At 57.4% G+C, this 20,157-nt stretch carries 14 protein-coding genes and 1 riboswitch; of the genes, 6 read left to right on the top strand and 8 right to left on the bottom strand.

The features are described 5' to 3' along the window. A partial coding sequence (locus NF685_RS11865; protein ID WP_252849767.1) for an alpha/beta hydrolase occupies positions 1-625 on the top strand: 625 nt, incomplete at its 5' end. 319 nt (positions 626-944) lie between these two features. Here the strand turns inward: NF685_RS11865 and NF685_RS11860 are convergent. Next, positions 945-2,153, bottom strand: coding sequence for a cation:proton antiporter (locus NF685_RS11860; RefSeq protein WP_252849766.1), 1,209 nt, complete (start codon positions 2,151-2,153; stop codon positions 945-947). Positions 2,154-2,354: 201 nt separating this feature from the next. Between NF685_RS11860 and NF685_RS11855 the strand changes: the two genes are divergently transcribed. Further along, positions 2,355-3,173, top strand: coding sequence for a M48 family metallopeptidase (locus tag NF685_RS11855; protein ID WP_252849765.1), 819 nt, complete (start codon positions 2,355-2,357; stop codon positions 3,171-3,173). A 73-nt stretch (positions 3,174-3,246) separates the two neighbouring features. On the opposite strand, the gene NF685_RS11850 is transcribed toward NF685_RS11855, so the two are convergent. From NF685_RS11850 to NF685_RS11825, 6 genes are all read right to left on the bottom strand, one after another. Then, entirely contained in the window at positions 3,247-5,460 is a 2,214-nt protein-coding gene (locus NF685_RS11850; protein WP_252849764.1) for a TonB-dependent receptor, read from the bottom strand. Between the two features lie 86 nt (positions 5,461-5,546). Further along, positions 5,547-5,748: riboswitch (cobalamin riboswitch) on the bottom strand. 87 nt (positions 5,749-5,835) lie between these two features. Next, positions 5,836-7,848, bottom strand: coding sequence for a phosphocholine-specific phospholipase C (locus tag NF685_RS11845; RefSeq protein WP_252849763.1), 2,013 nt, complete (start codon positions 7,846-7,848; stop codon positions 5,836-5,838). Positions 7,849-7,865: 17 nt separating this feature from the next. Next, positions 7,866-10,298: a TonB-dependent receptor gene (locus tag NF685_RS11840; RefSeq protein WP_252849762.1), complete on the bottom strand. Its 2,433-nt coding sequence runs from the start codon at positions 10,296-10,298 to the stop codon at positions 7,866-7,868. A 169-nt stretch (positions 10,299-10,467) separates the two neighbouring features. Continuing rightward, entirely contained in the window at positions 10,468-10,905 is a 438-nt protein-coding gene (locus NF685_RS11835; RefSeq protein ID WP_252849761.1) for a ribosomal maturation YjgA family protein, read from the bottom strand. After that, positions 10,905-11,783, bottom strand: a complete 879-nt coding sequence (locus NF685_RS11830; protein WP_252849760.1) for a DUF817 domain-containing protein — start codon at positions 11,781-11,783, stop codon at positions 10,905-10,907. Before NF685_RS11830 ends, NF685_RS11835 begins: the two co-directional genes overlap by 1 nt. Before the next feature lie 95 nt (positions 11,784-11,878). Beyond that, on the bottom strand, positions 11,879-14,065 hold the full coding sequence (locus NF685_RS11825; protein WP_252849759.1) for a TonB-dependent receptor domain-containing protein: 2,187 nt from the start codon (positions 14,063-14,065) through the stop codon (positions 11,879-11,881). A gap of 154 nt (positions 14,066-14,219) precedes the next feature. On the opposite strand from NF685_RS11825, the gene NF685_RS11820 reads away from it, so the two are divergent. Genes NF685_RS11820 through NF685_RS11805 form a run of 4 tightly spaced genes read left to right on the top strand, consistent with a single transcriptional unit; the run spans position 14,220 to position 17,329 of the window. After that, positions 14,220-15,152: a heme/hemin ABC transporter substrate-binding protein gene (locus NF685_RS11820; RefSeq protein ID WP_222547652.1), complete on the top strand. Its 933-nt coding sequence runs from the start codon at positions 14,220-14,222 to the stop codon at positions 15,150-15,152. After that, positions 15,149-16,162 carry a FecCD family ABC transporter permease gene (locus NF685_RS11815; protein ID WP_252849758.1) on the top strand — a complete coding sequence of 338 codons (1,014 nt, stop codon included), beginning with the start codon at positions 15,149-15,151 and terminating at the stop codon, positions 16,160-16,162. Before NF685_RS11820 ends, NF685_RS11815 begins: the two co-directional genes overlap by 4 nt. After that, the gene (locus NF685_RS11810; RefSeq protein WP_252849757.1) at positions 16,162-16,995 is read left to right on the top strand and encodes an ATP-binding cassette domain-containing protein; all 834 of its coding nucleotides are present in this window, start codon (positions 16,162-16,164) and stop codon (positions 16,993-16,995) included. The genes NF685_RS11815 and NF685_RS11810 overlap by 1 nt, the downstream gene beginning before the upstream one ends. Positions 16,996-17,014: 19 nt before the next feature. Beyond that, complete coding sequence (locus NF685_RS11805) at positions 17,015-17,329, top strand: antibiotic biosynthesis monooxygenase family protein (protein WP_222548498.1); 315 nt, start codon at positions 17,015-17,017, stop codon at positions 17,327-17,329. Positions 17,330-18,076: 747 nt separating this feature from the next. Here the strand turns inward: NF685_RS11805 and NF685_RS11800 are convergent. Next, positions 18,077-19,885: a Hint domain-containing protein gene (locus NF685_RS11800; RefSeq protein ID WP_252849756.1), complete on the bottom strand. Its 1,809-nt coding sequence runs from the start codon at positions 19,883-19,885 to the stop codon at positions 18,077-18,079. Positions 19,886-20,157 lie beyond the last annotated feature (272 nt).

Below are 20,157 nucleotides of genomic sequence, written 5' to 3'. Positions count from 1 at the left end.
CCGGGTCATCACGCCTACCCTGACAGGGACGGGCGATCGCTCGCATCTCCTCTCTCACCACATCACCCTCAATACCCACATCGAAGACGTGATCAATACAATCGCCATGCTCGATCTCGGGGCTTTCGTTCTGGTCGGGCATTCCTATGGCGGCATGGTTGCCACCTGCGTGGCCGACCGGATGAGGGAACGCGTTGCCCATCTCGTCTATCTCGATGCGCTGATTGCGCGTGATGGTCAGACCGCCTTCGATATCCTACCTGAGGGTATGGCAAAAGCACGGCGTGAGCGTGTGAGGACGAGCGGGGGAGGTATTGCGTTTCCGGTGCCGCCTGCAAGCGCGGTTTTCCTGCCCGATGCTGCACGCAAGGCATGGTTCATGCGCCATCTGAAGCCGCATCCTGCAGGCACATATGAAACAGTCGTTCATCTGGACAGGCCCGCCGGCGCGGGCATGCCGGTTACCTATATCGCGTATGAAAAACCGGCTCTTGGCTCCATCGAGCCAAGCCGCGCCTATGCCAGAGCGCAGGCGGGGTGGCGCTATCGCACCGAACCCGTTCCACATGATGCCGAAATCGTTTTTCCGGAAAAAGTGGCCGGGTTCATCACCGAATCACTCTGACCTGCCGCAGATCGGTGCGGCAGGTCGCTCGCTCAGACCTGCGCCATAAGGGCCGCATTGCCGCCAGCCGCCGTCGTGTTGGTGCTGCATGCGTATTCCAGCACCAGCCATTCGCGCGGATAACACCCAGACACTTCCGGACTATGCAGCCCAATAATCGGGCCTGCGCGGTCAGCCAGTTCCTTGCTCAGCGCGGTGCGCCTTGTTCTCTGAGGAAATCAGGCGCTGCTCGTCCTGTCTTCAGACAGACCGGCGGAGAACTGTCATTATCACGAACCCATTCATAGCGCGCGTGGGATGACAGTCTCTATCCTGGGTTTCAGCTTCTCTTAGGCCTGAAAATTTTGAAAAGTGGTCCCGTCAGCAGTGTTGAAATGACGGCGAGGACCATCAGCGAGGCGAAGGCGAATTCGGAGAGCATGCCTTGCTCATGCAGGATCGTCGCCGCGACGATTTCCATTAGTCCCTTGCATTGCAACAAGGCGCCGAGACTCAGTGTCTGACGTGGTGACAGGCCGGGCGCGGGCGGGAAGACGTAGATCGACCCCATTTTCGCGATGATCGATATGCCGACCAGCGAAAATGATGCGATGACAGAGGGCCATGTCAGGGCGTCACCATCGATATGCAAGCCGCTATGTCCGAAAAACAGCGGAGCGAGCCATATCAGGCAAAAGGTCGATATTGCTTCGAACGGCAGACGCTTGACCCATGAAGGCGGCATGAAGGCCCCGGCGAAATAGGCGCCGATCAACTCGTGCAAGCCCAGCGTCATGCTCGCCCAGGATCCAAGGCTGAGATAAAGGGGTATGACCGCCCAGATCAGAAGGCGCGGCGGATTGCGTATATGCCGTGTAGCGAGCGAGCCTGCGATGCCGAGACCGGCAAGCAGGAGAAGCGCCAGACATTCGCGCATGCCCCAGCTATGCATGGCCGTTTTGCGTTCGGCTGCAAACTGGAGGAATGCGAGACCGATCCAGAGCGTCGCATCGTCAATGACTGCAAGTTTCAGGGCAAGCTGCCCTATAGGTTTATCCCTAACAGGGAGTTCCCGCACAATACCGATCAGCACGGGCAGCGCACTGACAGCCACACACAAACCGATCGAGGCGGCCGCGATAAGCGGCGTCACCGCAGGAGCGTGCCACCCTGGCAAAGGCAGGAAGAAGAAATAAACGAGAACGGTGCCGATCAGGAAAGGGCCCCCCAGAGCCATCGCCGCGCCACCCAGCAGGCGAGACACGCTCGTTGTGGGGAGAGCATTCTCGGACGGGCTTCCTTCCGGGTGTTGCCACATTTCCATTCCAGCCGTGAAGGCAAGCACAAGTACGGCCACCCAGCCGATGGTGTCTCCGTAAAAGGACGGAATACCGAGCGACTTCAGGGGAAGGTGCCAGACAGCTGCCAGAATCCCTATCAGGATCGGGATAACGGCGATCGGCACTGCGCGGCCGATCAGGCGCCAGATAATCCAGGGCAGGCAGACAAAAACCCCTGCATCTGCAACCAGTGCAGTGAAATCACTCATGGCAATCCTTTCTTAGATTAACGAAAGGATAGCTTGCTTTAATCGAAATGTGAAACCTGTCATGCGCTACTCTCGAAGCGCGCGAAGACACAACAGTAGAACATGGACACCTTAAATCATCTGTCTCGCCATTATTTCACTATTGCAGGTAGAAAGTGCTGCTTATGATGTTTCGAATTAACATCGAAAAAAAGGATATTCATGAGACCCGAGATCAGAAAGCTTCGCCACCCGAATGAGGGTCTCTATGGTGGGATGCTGACAACCATTGGCAGCCTTGTCTGGGTTGTGGTGCTTGGGGGAATTTTTCTTGCTACAATGGCAAAACCCCAGATGCTGCATCATCTGCTTATCCTGCTCGTATATGTCGGTGTCGGCGCGTTGTTCGCATGGATCGGGGCAGCGCTCTACCGTGCCTACGCCATGGGCAATATGGTTCTGCTTTCAGAGCGGCAGTTCCCTGAACTCTATGCGATTCATTGTGAAATGGCCCGCGTGCTCGGACTGGATGAAGTCCCGACAGCGTTTATCCATAACGCGAGTGGGGTAATGAATGCTTTCGCGGTCCGACTTTTACGCGGCCGCTATGTTTTTCTGACCTCTGCCCTTGTCGAGGTTGAAGAAGATGCACAGCTTCGCTTTGTGATCGGACATGAAATTGCCCATCATGTTCTGGGTCATCTCAACGGGTTCAAACACTGGCTTCGTATTCCGGCCTACTTCGTTCCGTTTCTCTACCGCGCTTATTCGCGTGCACGCGAATATAGCTGCGATGCCGTTGCGGCCTCGGTGCTGCCGGATATACGTGATGGTCTCGGTGCGCTTCAGATGCTGGCATGCGGTGCCAAGAGACTGAATGGCGCCATGCATAGTGACGCTTTTGCCGCGCAGGAACAGATGGTACCCGGTATGGCTGGATTTTTCGTCGAGATCTTCTCGACTCATCCGCGCATGACCAGACGCGTTGCCCGTCTCGGCGCTCTGTACGCCTCGCCTGCCAACCGGAACGAGGTGGTCTGAACACCTTGTTCATCCGATCCCTGAGGCAGGATAGCGCCACTGCCATCAGGGGCGGTCGCTGAGCAGTGTTTCGTCAGAAGCCAGCCTGCATACTGATCGAGAAAGAGCGCGGTGCTCCGATCAGGACCTCAGAGGGGTAGCTCGTATCGGCCCACTGCACGAAATGTCTGTTCGCAAGATTGTCGATACGTCCATAGAGGGTAAAGCCCTTGCGGATGTGCCAGCCAGCAAAAACATTGACCAGTGCATAAGGGTTGAGCGTCAGCGTATTGGCGTAATCGCCCTTGCGGCTCGACACGTAGCGCATCCCGGCACCCAGATCGAGCGGTAGATCGAGCATGCTCGACCAGACAGCCCATAGATTGGCAGTCACTGCGGGCACGTTCGGCACCCGGTTGCCTGTGGCATTGGTCTTGGCATCGGGGAAGAACGTGCCGTAGCGCGCATCCGTATAGGCCACATTCCCGGAAAGCGACCAGTGGCGATCGATGTGCCAGTCAGCCTGACCTTCGATGCCACGCGATTTCTGCACACCGGCGGTCGATACGCTGTCCTGACCTGTCTGGACGAGAACATGGCTGCGCCGGATATCAAACAGGGCGAGTGTGGTGACGAGATGCCCGGAGAGGGTGCTCGCTTTTATGCCGATTTCACCCTGTCTCGACTGACTGAGCCGCGTAAATTGCCCCCTGTTGGCAAGGAAAAGATTCGAACCCGGCGGGTCTTCAGCCGTCGTGTAAACTCCGTAGAGACTGACAGTCGAGGTCAGATCGTATACCGGGCCGATACGGAAATTGGAGGGATGATAATGCCCTTTGAAACTCGTCGTGGGGTTGAATTGACCGTTCTGATTGTAGTTCTGTCGATCGAGTGAGAGCCAGTCATAGCGAAAGCCCCCTACAAGGCGCAGCTTTCGTGTGACAGAGAGGGAATCTTCGAGAAAGATACCGGCGTCCAGCATGGTCGTGGGCGATTTGCGATACGGGTATTCTCCCGCGAAGCTGCCCAGTGACCCGCCTTCTGGATCTGTAAGGGACACGCTGTCGGCATAGCTTGCGTCCGGGAAGCCCCGATTGCGTATGAAGCGCAGATAATAGGCGTCTCCCCCCAGCACGAAACGGTTTTTCATGCCGAATATCGGGTGGTCGAACCGCATATCGAGACTGTCACCGACCTGATGCTGGTTCTGGTAGACGTAAAACCTGTCACGTCCGATGCGACCCGGCGCGATGGATCCGCCAGAGGCGTCAGTCTCGCCGGGCTGGGCAATATAGCTATAGGTCTCCGCGTTGTCCCATCGGCGTTTGGCGTAAAGCAGATAGGCCTTGTCATGAAAGCTCAGATGGTCGGTAACGGCCCAGTCCAGATGAAGTGTCGGAGTGGCGTTGACCGAACTGGCACGCGGATTGGACACGTTATAGTTGCGCCACAACGATGCGCGGCTGATGACGAGATTTTGCGTGGAATGGAGCAGGCCGTGAGCGGCGTCACCGACCGCGGTGCCGGGGACAAGGGGCGCACCGTAATAGGTCGACAATTCGTCTGTCAGATAATCCATGCTGAGACGCGCCGAGAACCGTGTGCCCGGATGCCAGAGAAGCGTGGTTGTCCAGTCGTTGCTATGCGGATCGGCGCCTTTGACATAACCGTCGGAAGATGTGCGGCTGAAATCGCTTCGTATGGCAAGGCTCGGCGAGAGGGGGATCGAGCCGCCGAAGCCGGCATTCCAGCTGTTGAAACTGCCGTATGAGACGAGCGCGTTGGCACGAACATGCTCTGTATCGGGCATGCGCAGCCGCATATCGACCGTACCACCCACCGCGCCTTGTCCGTAAAGGACCGAAGACGGCCCTTTGAGGATCTCCACGGCTTCGAGGTTGAAGGCGTTGAGCGGGCGGTTGACCATGGTTGTCGGCCCGAAATAGAAGCCGTCGCGCAGGACCAGAACCTGATTGCCGCTGAAGCCGCGCATCATGAGCTGCGCCGGGTTTCCGGGCGAACCGCCAGAGGTCACGCCGGGTGCAGAATCTGCAGCCTCCTCGGCATGGGTGTAACCGCGCTGGGCGATCACTTTCTGATCGATGATCGAGATCGATGCCGGGTTGTGCTGAATGCTCAGGCCGAGCTTTCCGCCGATTGCCGGCCGCGCTTGAAGGCCCGTGCTTTGACCGTGTGCCGTGATATATTCATCGGCCGTCTCGCGTTCCTGCGCATGGGCTGCAGGAAACAGGGCAAGGAGGGAGATACCGGCAAGCAGGCCGGGAGTATGCAAGCGCATAGAACGCATGGCGCGCGACTTATCCTGTCTTCACGTCACTACGACAAGCGGCTTTCAGGCCGCCACTTCAGGGACACCCCGCCCGTCAGACTTCGTCTGTGACCAGAAAGATGGCAGGTCTCCTGACTTGTGCGTCGTCACGCGACATCTGGCCTTCCCGGGGGACAAGAACCCAGTGGCTGGACCTCACGGCCCACGATATCGCCCTCTTCACCTACAGTTGCGGGGGCAGTCATGGCGTTGGACCATGTTCCCTTTTCATCCCGGCAAGCGGGAACCATCGGGCCGGACCCTATCGCAGCCCGTTTTGCTGTCAATACAAATCCACGCGGATACATGCTGGGCAGGGCATCAACCCGAGCCGGGCGCAGATGAAACAACCGGCTATATGGGACGCTGCTCCGGGCTCCCGAAATGCGGGTCGGAAAGGCCTGGTCTGCCGTTTTCAGCATAGCCTGCGCAGGCCATCAGGCATGAGCCTTTCTGGGTATGGATTTCGATGTCGTACCACCTTGCGCTCGTCGTGAGATCGAGAACGATATCATACTGTCCCTTCTTGTCGGGCGTGAGGCTGTCTCTCCTGCCGTTATACCGGTTGGTGAGGACCAGATTTGCCTGTTCTGCCGGGTCGCCAGCCAGAGCAAGGTGAAGCATGCTGCCTTTGGTGAAAGCCTGAAAGGCGAGGCCACCGTGCGGCTCGTGGCGACGATAAAACCCGTTCGGGCCGTAAATCTCGATTGTACCTTCAGCGGCGCAGCGTATGGACTGGCGTGTGTGGCCGGCCAGCGTGACATGACGGCTTGGCTTGCCGGTTTGCCTGATACGCAGGACCACGCCCTGAGCGCCGGGATTGTCGAGATCCAGACGTGACAGGTCATCTCTGGCGACGCTGACCTCGAAGCGGTAGGGCAGGGCGCGACTGCGACGCTGTCCGGGTTCTTGTGCCGGCAGGCTGCCATGCGCCGGGACCAGTGGCGGAGGATGCGAACAGGAGAGGCGTGTTCTGGGCAGGTAATCATCCGTTCTGGGCAGGTTGGCCGTCCATGATGCATCGGGCGTCGAAAAGTCGAATGCCGATGTCAGGTCGCCGCAAACGGCGCGTCGCCATGGCGTGATGGTCGGGCATACGACGCCGAAACGTTTTTCGAGAAATTGCAGAACCGAGGTGTGATCGAAAATCTGGGAGTTGACCCAGCCGCCCTTGGTCCACGGGGAGATGATCAGTGCAGGTACGCGCGGGCCGAGCCCTACAGGCTCACCGTGATACGCTTCTCCCGTTAGCGGTACGGTATGAGGCTCATCCGGATCGGGCACAGGCGGCGGAACATGATCGAAAAATCCGTCATTCTCATCGTAATTGAGAATAAAGACGGTTTTCGACCATGTATCGGGATGCCGAACGAAAATATCGATCAGTTTCGAGATCAGATGCTCGCCGAACCCAGGAGGGGCCTCGGGATGTTCCGAGAGCGCTGCGGGAGGAACGATCCACGATACCTGAGGTAATGTCCCTTCGGCGATATCCTTTTCGAAGGCGTCGAGCAGATAGCGCCCTTCGAGCTCATGCATGTTGTCTTTTGTCGAGCCTGGTGCAATGGCGCGTGCGTTCCTGAAGCGCCAGTCATTGCGGTCGAGGTTGCGGAACTGTCTGAACGAGGCGAGGGGATTATCGCCGAAATTGTCGTATTCCTGATAGAATTTCCAGCTGACCCCGGCTTCCTGAAGTCGCTCAGGATAGGTCGTCCAGTCAAACGGGGTGAAGGCCGGGTTGTCATGCGTCATGTCGGCAGACCAGTTGCCGTCATCCACATTATCGACGGCCTGTTTGCCTGTTGCGTCGACGGCAAGACCGTTGGTGCCCGTGAAGAAATAGAGCCGGTTCGGATTGGTCGGGCCGAAAATGGACGCGTGATAAGCATCGCAGATGGTAAAGGCATCCGCCAGCGCATAGTAATAGGGGATCTCGTGCCGGGTGAAATAACCCATGGTCATCGGCGATTTATGCGGGACCCAGCGATCCCATTCATTCCATTCGGCCTGGGTGCCTTTCCAGCTATGATCGAGGCTCTTGAGGCAAGCTGCCGAGGTATGGACCGTATCGAACAGGAATGGCCAGATGGCCCGACCCGTAGCATCTTTCTGCGCGAAAACCGGACTTCCGTCACGCTGACGCTCCGCACGCGGGTCGCCGAACCCGCGCACGCCACGAAGCGCGCCGAAATAATGATCGAAAGCACGGTTCTCCTGCATGAGGATGACAACATGCTTGACGTCCTGAATGGTTCCCGTCTCGCGATGGGCCGGAATGGCCATGGCTTTGCGCAGATTGTCGGGCAGTACGGCCCCAGTCAGAGCGGCAGCACCGAGATTGAGGAAATGCCGTCGGCTGGGTTTCATGCTGTGCACTCCTGCGTTCAGTTGAAGTGCTTGCGAATGGTGAAGAACACCATACGTGGTGCTGCCGCCTGAAGCGTCTGGAAAGAGCCCGAAGGATCGGAATTGATGAAGCCGTTACTGCCAACGGTTGCCACATAGCGCTTGTTGAACAGGTTGGAGACGTTGATCTGCGTGTCCAGACCGCGCAGCCAGAAATTATGGCTCTTGAAGCGATAACCGAGATTCAGGTTGAACACGTCATTGGCGGGCACATAGGCGTCGTTGGTGTAGGTATAATAGCGACGATCCTGGATCTGCATGAGCACATTGCCCCAGATCTGTCCGTCATCGTAACCGAGCTGCACATTGGCCAGATTGCGTGGCATGCCAACAACGTTCTTGCCTTTGATCGCCGCCGAGACCTTGCCGTCTGCCATGACGTCGTCCTGATAGAACGAGTTGTTGAAGGCGTAGGAAGCGAAGATCGACCAGTTGGGCGCGAACTGCCAGTTGACCGCAGTGTCGATGCCCCGTGAGATTACCCCACCCACATTGGAAAGTACGGAAGCATTGCCCTGAATGCCGACGCCCTGTGTGACAGCAAGCAGGCGATTGTCGAATTCGACGTAATAGCCGGTGACCGTCGCCTGAAAGGTGCGGGTATGATAGCGATAGCCGAGCTCTTCCGTATTGGACATCTCAGGTTTCAGCTTGCCCTGAAGCGCCTGAAAACCTGCCACGGTGGTCGAGAACGGTCCCGATGTCTGTGCGCTGTCGAAAGCAGCCATGTTGCGACTGTAATCGACGAAAATTTCGTGATTGTGATTGAAGCGATAATTGGCGCCGATCTGGGGCAGAAAGCCGTTGCTCGCACTGAGCGATCCACTGGGATAGGCCGTAGGCGTGGGCGTGCCAAGGTAGTTCCCGTTGAGCGCGTGTGCCGTATTATCGACGATCAGCGACTTGAAGCCGTAATTGACTTTCAGCTTCGGCGTGATCTTCCAGGTGTCGCCCAGATGAACCTGATAGGTCTTGGTATTAAAGGCGCTTTGCCACTGGGTGTAGAAGGCATTGTTACGGTACCAGTGGGTAGAAGATGGCGCCCCATCAAGAGCAAGCGGGTAGAAACGTCTGGCCTGATTAAAGTTGTTGTTCTCGAACCAGAAGCCACCTTCGATGGCATGGTTGGCAATTTTGTATGTCAGGCTGCCGATGAAGCCGGCCCGGTGAATGTCGTATTCGGTCGTGCGTGTGGCGAGAGGCGAGCCCCCGAGGGCTGCCGGTGTCGGGACATAGGGTGTCACCCATACGCCTTCGCCCGTATTGGTGTGGCCGTAGCCCATGACATAACCGGAAAGGCGGTTATTGACCCTGAAATCCAGCTTGCCATAGCCCATCGCGTCTTCACGCAGTCCGGCTGAGTTGAAATAGGCGGTATCCTGGTTCTGGATCCCTGTAGGAAATGCCGTGCCGTTCTGATAGGCATAGCCGATCTGCTTGGCGAGAGCGTAATTGCCGGTGATATTGTCCAGATTATAACCGTAGGTCCTGATCTGGGAGAGGGAGAGATCCTGATAGTCGTTCTCGGCGCGCTTGGACCAGTCACCGAAAACGGTGAGTTTCAGATGCTCGCCCAGAGGCTGAACGTATTTTGCGTTGGCCTGATCCTGACGCTGAACGCCGTCGCCTTTCCATTTATTGGCGTCCTGATGGTTGTAGGACACATAGAATTTGCCACCGCCCTTGAGGACACCGCTATTGATGCGGGCGAAGGTACGCCATGTGGAGGCGGAACCGATCGTGCCGCTTACATCGGCGCCGAATTTGTCGGTGGGGTCGATCGAGGTGAACTGTAATGCGCCACCCAGATCGTTCGAGGCGGCAACACCAACGGCGCCTGCACCCTGTGTGAGTGTGGCCGGTCCGTTGTTCTCGGTCTGAAGCGCGCGCCCGATGGAGAGGCCGTTATCGTTTCCGTAGGCGAGATTGCCCAGTGGGACGCCGTCGAAGGTAAATCCGAGACGGCTCTGGTCGAAACCGCGGATGATGATCTGCTGGGACCATTCATAGGAACCGAGCGGATCGGATGAAGTGAACATCACGCCGGGCAATTTGGAGAGCGCCTTGAACGGACTTGTTCCGGGTGTGTATTCCTGAATGGCCGTACGCGAGATCGTCTGTGTTTCTCGGGCCTGACCTGCGCCAAGAACGATAATCGACTCAGGGGCCTTTGCTTCGACGGATTTATTGCCTGCTGTTTTGCGGCTCTTTCCGTTGCCGCTATTGGCTGCCCCGGTCCCGGTCGTTTTGCTCTTTTGCCCGGACATCAACCCCCGGGCTGTCGCGCTCTCCTTACCCGGGCTCTGGATGGTGGGGTCTGCCGCGCTGCTCTGCGCCTGTGCCTGGGTATTGGCCGCGACGATCAGCGCCGGGAGGCTGGCCGAGAGAACAAGACGATGTCTGAGTTTCATTGACGAGGAGCCGTTTCTTCAAAAGGTCGGGTTGCTGCTCGTCAATATCGTGACAGGGTGTGACAAAGTATTATGGTTTTATTAAAATCGGATCGTAAACAAAACGTTCATGGTTCTGTCACTGTTCTGACTTATTATAATTTATTCATAACCTGTAATAAAATCAGAATTACTTTCTGTTTTTCCTATTTCCGGTCATGTGTGCCTGCGTCATCAGCAATCCTGTCAGGCAGGCTCCAGCCGCATAGGCAATGAGGTCGGCGTAAGCGAAATGCGAGCCAAGCACGAACGCGCCGACACCTGTCGCGCGCAGGGTGTCCAGCCATGGGAAATGAAGCAGTTTGACTGTCTCGCTGAGTGTCGCCCCACACAGGGCGAGAACCAGGATGACAAGGCGCGACCTGCCGCGCGCAATCAGGGCAGCAAGACACCAGAACATGCCGCCCCATAGGACCGAACCGCTCCATTTGCGAAAGGATGGGGAAAGCCCCAGAGAGGCCAGCCGGCAGGCGATGCCCGCAAGGATGATCGTCAGCAGAAGCGCAACCACGGGAGCCATCCCGACCGTGATATTATAGCCTGTGCGCTGCCGGGGCGCTTCTCTCATTATGCGATGCTTTTTGTATGCGCCGTTGCCGATGCGCGGTCAGGACGCAGAAGCAACGTTACCGAGATGAATGCGACATAGAGCAGGAGATACCATGAGACGAGTTTCTGCGGGTGGACAACCCATGTGAAATGCCTGTGGGCGTAGAGCCAGGTTCCGGTAAATGTGCCGATATTCTCTGCAATCCAGAGGGCAACACTCGATAACAGGGCGGCGAGGGGCAGGCGCATATGCCAGATCGAGGTCATGATCCGATACTGGATGACGCAGCGCCAGTAGAGAGCCAGTGTCGCTGCCACCAGCAACCAGCGCAGATCGGGCATGAAATGATGGGTGAAGAAATTGGCGTAGATAGCGATCGCCAGAGCCAGAGATAATCTGAAATCGGGATAGGGCGTGAAATGCATGTCGAACAGACGGATCACGCGCGCCATGTAACTGCCGACAGAAGCGTACATGAAGCCCGAAAAAAGCGGGACATGCATGATCCTGAAAAAGCAGGGTTCGGGATAGGCCCATGAACCTGCATGCACCTTGAACCACTCCATGGCCGTACCGGTCGCATGGAATATGAGAATGATCAATGCTTCCTGACGTGTTTCCAGTCTGAAGAGCAGGAACAGACCCTGTGTGACAACTGCGAAAAGGAACAGGAAATCGTAGCGATGAAAAGCCCAGTCCGGTGACCAGACGGCGTGGGTGACCAGAATGGCGCCAAGCATCAGCCCACCGAAAAGACAGGCCCAGCCCTGCTTGAGCACAAACAGGACGAATAATCCCGGCGTTCCGGGGATATGGCGTTTCAGCCAGTCACCGAGCCGACGCTCCCGCGTGCGTGTATCGTCATATCGGGCGGCAGGGGGAATGGCGGCGTTCACGGCGCGGCTCCTTGTCGGTTGCCGCGCCAGTGCCTTACTCCGTGAGCCAGCGCAAGAGACTGGCCGGGTCAACAGATCGACAGGTCCGGCCCGCGTTATCGCGAGAGCGCAAAGCTCAGGCCGCCCATGACCGTAAGCCCCTGATTGGGAATGGTTGAAATCTGGCTCGTGTAATAACGGCGATTGGTCACATTATCCGCGTTGACGAACATCTGTAGCTGTTTGGTGAGCTGATAGGCGCCGAACAGATCGAACACGACATAGCCGCCTTGCTTGGGAAAGGCCGCGACACGACTTGTGGGCTGACCGAGTGTCTGTGTTGCTGCCCTGATGCGCCCACCGATGGAGAGCCGGTTATCGAGAAGGTGAATCCCCGCCGTGCCAGCCAGAACCGAGCGTGGCGGTGTAGTGAGCATGGCGCCGAAACCTGTATAATCGGCGTAGGGAAGTTTCGTTGTCGTGTTGGTATAGGAGAGCGTCGCGAAAACGAACCTGTTGTCGTATTTCGCCTGTCCTTCAAACCCGTGGGTGAACGTATTCCCGGCCATGTTCTGATAGTAGTAGCCATAGACCGGAATAAACGAACCCGCTGCCGGACGGCCGATCACGCGTGTCTGGGCAATATAGTTCTTGACGCGCGTATCGAAATAATCGCCGTCGAACTCCACCTTGTCGCCATCGGTCAGCACGTCGCGATAATGGAGTTTTGCTCCAAGCTCCCAGCCATAGGTCTGCTCGGGCGCCAGATTGGGGTTCGGGATGAATTTGAGGAAACTCAGTCCGGGATGCGAGCTGGCCATGAACATTTCGGTCATGGCGGGCGGACGGAAACCAAGACCATAGCTGCCATAGAGCTGCAAACCGCGGACCGGAGTCACGGCCAGCGTAACCTTGGGATTGACCGCATCGGACCCGCGTGACGCGCTGAAAGCCCCGGCAGGAATCGAGGTGAAGCCAGAGGCCTGATTCACGCCGCTGCCTGATGCATGATAGCTGTCATAGCGCAGGGCCCCGGTCAGCTGGACAATTTTCCAGTTCAGGGCGAGCTGGGTGAAGGCGCTGCCGACGCCACGCCCGCCCGAAGGCGTGGATCCCTCGAACCCTGTCTGGTCCTTGGTATTGACCGAGTCATGATAATACTCACCGCCGTAATTGAGTGAGGCCAGTATCGGACCGAGCGGAAACTGCGACGTGTTGTCAGCCTCGAAGCCCAGTGTCGTCAGATTGTATCTTGTGAGATTGGCCTCTGCCATCGTCATGGCTCGATAGGCTGGCATGGCGTTATCGAGCCCCGTCGAGACGACGTAACCTTTCACATGAAGGGATACGAGTTTGTTGTCGTGCGGGGTAAAACGATATTCGATGTTGCCCTGGTTGTTCTGTATCGTGTTGCCAGCATAAATGCCTTCTGTGCCCTGTCCGAATTCATTGTGATAGATGACGGTACCGAGTGTCAGGCTCTGGTCCACGCCCGGTTTGATGTCGATCTTGAACAGGCCGGATTGCATGCGCTGATAGGTTTCGGGAATGCGTGTACCTGCACCGTCTTCGTAATCGCCCGAACTGCGCATGCTGAACGCTGCGGCAACACCGAGCCAGGGACGAAGCCGGATACCCGCGCCGACCACACCCGAACCGTCGTAGTTGTTTGTCCCGCCAAGGGCGCGCGCCATGACGCCATACTGCTTGCCCGGCTCGACCAGTTCCTCCACGCCGAGCGTATGCATGTTCACCACGCCGGCAATTGCTCCTGCGCCATCTGCGGTTGCAACGGTGCCGCGTGAAACGTCCAGACCGGCAAGCAGGGCCGGGTCGACATAAACGCTGCCGTTCGCGCCATGACTGCTGGTCTGGAAATCCTGACGCGCACCATCCACCATGACATTCACGCGCCCGAAATCCTGCATGCCGCGTATGGAAATGGCGAGAGAGGGCGATCCGTCATTCTGGAAATAGACACCGGGCAGGCCCGTCAGGATCATATAGGGCTCTGTCGGCTGAACCCTGAGCATGTCCTTGCGGGTAAGCGTCGAGCTGGCCTGAGGGACATTGATGTCAGTGGTTCCACGCACTCTCACGCTGGGAAGCGCAATTTCATGCGATGCGTCCTGCAGGTGAGCCTGCCGCCCGGCAGGAGCAGCATTCTGCGAGGCAGACGCCTTGTAGGATGGTGCACTGCCGCGCTGCGCCGATGCGCTGTCATCGGCGATTGCCGGTTTGAGCCCCAATGCGAACACGGCGAGGGCGGTCGAATATAAAAGGGCCTGTCTGGTCCCGGGCATCGTTTCTACCTGCGAATCGTTATCAACTGTTGCGAACGGTTATTGAGAATGACTCGCACTTGCAAGATGTAAAAACATCCTTTAAGCCTCCGCCCCGTCAGGTGAGGGATCGCAGCAACAGCACCCCCGCCCGCCATTGGAAGGGTCAGGGTTCATGAGCATCAGATTGTTCAGCCGACGTCAGTTCGGCTTGACGGCCTTCGCGACCGGTGTGTCGGGAGCTGCTTCGCGTAGCGCACGCGCAGGTGAAAAACGGCCCGTGCGTGTTCAGGACTGTCGCGGCCGATCCGTCACTCTGGGCACGATGAACCGCATCGTCTCCATTGGCGGCACCATTACCGAGACGCTTTACGCGCTTGGTCTCGCTGACAGGATTGCTGGGGTGGATATCACATCCACCTACCCGGTCGCGGCGCTGAGAGAGAAGGCCTCGGTCGGCTATATGCGTCAGCTCAATGCCGAAGGCGTGCTGTCTCTCAAACCCGATCTGGTCCTTGCCATGAACGATTCAGGCCCGGCGACCGCGATCGAGCAGCTTATCGAGTCCGGCACGCCAGTGGTGATGATCGACGCCGCCCCGACGCTCGATGGTGTGCGTCAGCGTATCGTGACCCTGTCGAGCATTCTCGATGCGCGTGAACAGGGCGCCTCGATGGTCGTGCGGTTCGACAACCAGCTTCGTACGCTCAAGGCCTGGAAAGACCTTCACTCCGAAAAGCACCGCGTTCTGTTTGTCATGCGTGTGGTCAATGGTCGGCCCATGGCTGCAGGAACCGGTACGGCGGCCGATTCCATCATCACGCTTGCCGGTGCGGTCAATGCCGGTGGTGCGATGCAGGGTTACAAGGCGCTTGAGCGCGAAGCCCTGATCGATTTGCAGCCGGATGTGATCCTGATGATGAGCCAGGGCGGCCAGACCATGCGCGAAACCCTGCTCAGGGACGAAGCTGTCATGCTCACGCCAGCCGGAAAAAACGCTGCCATCATCGATATGGAGGGCGAGAAGCTGCTTGGCTTCGGGCCGCGAACCGCGGAAGCGGCGCTCGACCTGGCCCAGCAGATTGCCGCTCATACCCGCCCGGCATGAAGATACACCGCCTGCCTGCGCTGCCCGTGCTGATCATGCTCTGTGTCGCTCTCCTGGGGGTATCTCTGCTTGCACTGGCGTGCGGGGCGACAGGGTTCGGTTTCAATCCTGCCCACGCGCGAGATACCGCGATGGCGCGACTGATCGTTCTGGGCATCCGTCTGCCACGTATCGTGCTGGCCGTGCTGGTTGGCGCAGGGCTGGGTGCGGCGGGTGCCGTGATGCAGGGGATGTTTCGCAACCCGCTTGCCGATCCCGGGTTGATTGGCGTTTCTTCCGGTGCTGCTCTGGGGGCAACTCTCATGATTGTGCAGGGGCCGGTCTGGTTCGGGCTGGGCGTGCTTGCACATTGGGGCATTCCCGCCGGCGGCATGGCAGGGGCCTGCGCCATGACGATGTTGCTTCAGGGTCTGTCGACACGTCAGGGGCTTTTATCGACCAACCGACTGGTTCTGGCGGGCGTGGCACTTGGGGCGCTTGCTTCTGCGGGGACCGGTATTCTGCTCTATCGCGCGAACGACACCGCCCTGCGCGATCTGACATTCTGGACCATGGGCAGTCTTTCGGGAGCGCGCTGGCAGGAAATATCCATCCTTGCGCCGCTGATGTTTATCGCGCTCGTTGTTCTCGTGGCCCTGTCACGCCCGCTCAATCTTCTGCTGGCCGGCGAGGAAAACGCGGCCCTGATGGGATGTCATGTGCGCCGCACGAAGTATCTCTGCCTCTTCGCCGTGACGCTGGCCGTCGGTCCGGCCGTCTCTTTCTCGGGCGTGATCGGTTTCGTCGGGGTGATCGTGCCGCATCTGGTGCGTCTGATAAGCGGTCCGGACCACAGGGTGCTCGTGCCTGCTTCGGCTCTTTCGGGCGGAATCCTGCTTGTACTGTCCGATACGCTGGCCCGCGTCGTTGCACCGCCTTCCGACATGCCGGTCGGGATCATTACTGCGGCGATCGGCGCGCCGGTTTTCCTGTGGCTGCTGCTGCGTCTCGGCGATCGGGATATCGCATAATGAGCCTTGTTCTTGATGATGTAACGGTCGCAACCGGGAGGCAGATCGTGCTCGATCGCGTGAGTTTTGCGTTTTCGCCGGGCGAGATGGTTGCGCTCATAGGCCCAAACGGTGCCGGTAAAAGTACGATCATGCGTGTGGCCTCCGGTCTGCTGCGACCGAGTGCCGGACGCGTGACCCTCGGCGGGCAGGATCTCGCGCAATTCCCGATCCCGGTTCTTGCAGCGCGCCGTGCCATGCTGACGCAGGATCACCGCTTCGATGCGCGGTTCTCGGTAAAGGAGCTGGCCTGTTTCGGGGTGGTTGCGCAGTCCGGCATACAGGAACGGCGTCGGTTGCAGACGCTTGTGAGAGACGTGCTTGAGGAAGTGGGCCTGTCGGCACTGGTGGGGCGCGATGTGACCACACTGTCAGGCGGCGAGCGTCAGCGCGCGCATCTGGCCAGGGTGCTGGTTCAGCTACGATGGCACGGAAACAAGGGATACCTGTTGCTGGACGAGCCTGTCTCGGCGCAGGATATTGCCCGCCAGGGACAGATCCTGTCACTGGCGCGGGCGCATACGGGCAAGGGCGGTCGGCTGGGCGAGGTAACGGGCAGGCAGGGAGCCTGCCTTGCCGTCCTGCACGATCTGAACTGGGCAGCCGCCTTTGCCGACCGGATTGTCGTGATTCACGAGGGGCACGTCTATGATGACGGCCCCGCCACACAAATCATGACAAGCCGGATGCTCGAAGACGTATTCGGTCTGACCGGTTACGTTCCCGGGCACCATAGCGGGACGGGGCGGCCTTTCATTCTGCCGCATGACCTCGTTCCGCCCGGTTCATTTTGAAGCAACAAGGGTTATGACGATGTATATCGCAATGAACAGGTTCCAGGTCCTGCCTGAGAGCGAAGAGGCTTTTCGCCAGCGCTGGCTCGATCGCGAAGTGCTGCTGACCACCGTGCCGGGGTTCGTTTCCTTCTCGCTCCTTCGCGGTCCGGTCAAGGACGACCATATTCTCTGGTCGTCTCACACGATCTGGTCTTCGCAGGAGGCCTTTCGCGACTGGACCCAGTCCGAGCAGTTCCGCAAGGCTCACGCCGGGGCAGGGGGCAACAAGCCGCTGACGCTCGGTCCGCCGGTTTTCGAGGGTTTCGAAGTGGTCCAGCATATCGACGCTTAGCCACTGTCAGAGGTCTCTGGGGTCCGTGGCGGTTGCATGTGTGATCGCAGAGAGCAATGAGGCCGTGGCTTTCCTTCAAGTCCGGTTAGAGCGGTCCGTCATTTCCGGAAACGTGTCTGGAGGTTCGCAGCGAGGTGTCGGTAGCGATACGTCCTTTCCGGTAGGGCGACCGCTACCTCGTTGCGTTTTCGCGAGACGAGTGGTCAAGACCTCTTTTCGAGGGTTTCCCTCATACGCCGGGTTTCATCCGATGGATGAAACGTGAGGAGGCGATCCGCCGGAGACCAAGTCCCTTCGGGAGTGCCTTCCAAATGACGCCGATGTCGTAACACTACTACAACGGTAATGACGCTGCGGACTGCGCGGCGGCGTCATTACCGTTCGGACGTGCGACGTTAATCGGCAGTTCCAATGTCCCGATGCTCACTGTCAAACGGCACTCTCTGCATCAGCCTCATCGCAATGGATCATGCCACGCCGAGATGGCTTCAAGGTATTTGCCCGGTTGTCCGGCTGCATTGAAATTATGCTGGGAGCTATGCCCCCAAGGCTTCTGGCGTGATCGAGCGGGTTACTTTTATGAATGGAAACCACCAGGATGATGTCGTTCGAGCGTACCGCCACGCGCTATGAGCTATGACAAGACATGGAAATTCCGGCTCGTTCACCTCAACCTGATCGAGAGTGAGCTGATGCTGGCATCTTTTGTCAATTGAACTCGGATATCCATGATAAACAGCGTTTGGGTTATGCATGAATTGTGACCGCGACTACCGTCGTCTCGAATTCGGTCCGGATATCAGGTAATTCTGCCCGCGCACCCGTCCAACGATAAAGATCGCTCTCGCGGTCATGCCATCCGGTCAACGCGTTTTCGTCGAGGTGCGAGCGGAATGTGCTCATTCCTTCGGGTGAAAACAGATACACTTCGCCAACCAGAACCCCGAGCATGCGGCGATCATCGACGAATGGGCCAATATGCTCATTGGGCGCTTTCGCCTCGGTCAAGATGCTCAATGAACGGATCGGTTCATTGATCGTAAATACCAGAGTGCTGTCTTTTCTGCGGGTGGGCGCTACGGGCGTCTTGTCGTTGAGGAGCAGGACGACATCACTCACCGCTTCAGCGACTGCCTCATCGCTTGTAACAACAAGTCCTGGAACACGGGCGGCAATCTTTCGGAAAATCGGTTCGACGAACCCACGCGTGGTACATAACGGCGCCGCACCATCTTTTTCCCAGGTCAGATTCCGGCTCTCACGTTCTTCAAAGGCAATATGGCCGGTGTCGAGGAATGATTCCGAAAGGAGGCCATTAGCCCGGATGATCGAGTGTGTCTCAAGTTCGATGTGGTAGACATCGTAACTTCGCGAGCACGTATCCAGCACGATCGAATGACCGTTTACGAGCATGCGAACAGGAACAAAACAGTCATCGAGAAACAGGCAGTGCTCTTCGGTAACATACAGGTCTATAAAAGGCCTGTTTACACCCAGTGCATTTGTACGAATAATCACGGGAGGGTGTGTAGCATCTACCCGGGTTTTACCTGTCCAGATTACTGCGCGGGCGATCTGCTTTCCGTCCTCATATGCCAGTACATAATCAGATGGAGTAATATCCTCCACAGCAACCAACCCGCGTGCTGTATCGATCATGGTGCCAGCCAGATAACAGGGCGGGGCCGGAGTGTAACTGACGCCGGTATCGGTCGATCCTGTGTAAGTTTTTACAATAGTAAACCCGCTTGGGTCATAGCCAAGACCAATATCGATATTCAGACTTACAGTGGCCCCATTATAATTCGTTGAGATTGTGAGAATACCTGTCTTGGGATCGTATACGTAGCTATCATTAGAGCCAATGGAACCCAGATCCAGTATATCTCCAGCGCCGAAGCCCCGAATTTTTAGCCCTTTAACGTTGGATATAATGCTTGAATTAATCGCAATGTAATTATTTCCACCGGTACAATTTATGGTTACATTGTCCAGCGATCCCACGCCACCATTACTGCCGAAAGAAATCTGGGATTTGACCATATTTATAGTCTGGCCAGAAATGTTTGTGAATGTCGCATTCTGGTAGCAATACTGATCGTTGGATATATCAGTTGCCAAAGTGACGTTGGTGAGGTTGATTACTCCAGATCCAGTTATGGTTCCAGTATTTTGCCAGTTCAGGAGCGAACAATTGGAAATATTCAGAATTCCGTTGTTCGTCGTGTGTCCGGCTATGTTGAAAAACCCTATCGCTACGCCGGTAGAAACGTCGGCTGCTCCCTGATCACCGCTCCCATTGACGGTCACTACACCATTGCTTCCTATAATGGCTCCATAGTAGTCGGAGCCTGAATAGGAACCCAGTGCAACGCTGGAATTCACCGCCATATTGAAAATCAATGTTCCGTCGACATTGAACGGGCTATTCTGTCCACTGGGCCCATGTGTCCAGCACCAGTTGGCGCCCGTGCTGAGTGTGATGGTATTCGTTACACCGGCAGGAGTTGTGGCGTCTGCATGACTCACAAACGATGGGAAACTTATATTTGCCATTTATCAACACTTCTCAATCTGACCGGTATTTCCCTTCACGCTAGCGGATACCCAAGGCGCGTTCTGTCAAATTTCGGACACATTGCCGCACGGGGCGACTATGCGAATGATGATGTTGGATCGAGCACAAATTCTGTTACATCCACTGCGCCGTGAGAGCCGTGAGAGCTATGAGAGAGGCGTGCGCTAGGAACATACTTCGCGAGCGACAAGCAGAATGGCGTTGCGTGCCGGCGAGAAAGCGTTGGCAAAATGCCTGCACGATCGGCCTG

The organism is Asaia lannensis NBRC 102526 (assembly GCF_024054035.1).
GTDB classification, from domain to species: Bacteria; Pseudomonadota; Alphaproteobacteria; order Acetobacterales; family Acetobacteraceae; genus Asaia; species Asaia lannensis.
The sequence above is the reverse complement of the archived record's forward strand: the minus strand, read 5'-3'. Positions and strand labels throughout refer to the sequence as shown.

What these genes read in the sequence shown, in the direction of transcription:
- NF685_RS11860 (WP_252849766.1), bottom strand. Translation starts at nt 2,153, where the DNA reads ATGAGTGATTTCACTGCACTGGTTGCAGATGCAGGGGTTTTTGTCTGC.
- NF685_RS11855 (WP_252849765.1), top strand. Translation starts at nt 2,355, where the DNA reads ATGAGACCCGAGATCAGAAAGCTTCGCCACCCGAATGAGGGTCTCTAT.
- NF685_RS11850 (WP_252849764.1), bottom strand. Translation starts at nt 5,460, where the DNA reads ATGCGTTCTATGCGCTTGCATACTCCCGGCCTGCTTGCCGGTATCTCC.
- NF685_RS11845 (WP_252849763.1), bottom strand. Translation starts at nt 7,848, where the DNA reads ATGAAACCCAGCCGACGGCATTTCCTCAATCTCGGTGCTGCCGCTCTG.
- NF685_RS11840 (WP_252849762.1), bottom strand. Translation starts at nt 10,298, where the DNA reads ATGAAACTCAGACATCGTCTTGTTCTCTCGGCCAGCCTCCCGGCGCTG.
- NF685_RS11835 (WP_252849761.1), bottom strand. Translation starts at nt 10,905, where the DNA reads ATGAGAGAAGCGCCCCGGCAGCGCACAGGCTATAATATCACGGTCGGG.
- NF685_RS11825 (WP_252849759.1), bottom strand. Translation starts at nt 14,065, where the DNA reads ATGCCCGGGACCAGACAGGCCCTTTTATATTCGACCGCCCTCGCCGTG.
- NF685_RS11820 (WP_222547652.1), top strand. Translation starts at nt 14,220, where the DNA reads ATGAGCATCAGATTGTTCAGCCGACGTCAGTTCGGCTTGACGGCCTTC.
- NF685_RS11815 (WP_252849758.1), top strand. Translation starts at nt 15,149, where the DNA reads ATGAAGATACACCGCCTGCCTGCGCTGCCCGTGCTGATCATGCTCTGT.
- NF685_RS11810 (WP_252849757.1), top strand. Translation starts at nt 16,162, where the DNA reads ATGAGCCTTGTTCTTGATGATGTAACGGTCGCAACCGGGAGGCAGATC.
- NF685_RS11805 (WP_222548498.1), top strand. Translation starts at nt 17,015, where the DNA reads ATGTATATCGCAATGAACAGGTTCCAGGTCCTGCCTGAGAGCGAAGAG.
- NF685_RS11800 (WP_252849756.1), bottom strand. Translation starts at nt 19,885, where the DNA reads ATGGCAAATATAAGTTTCCCATCGTTTGTGAGTCATGCAGACGCCACA.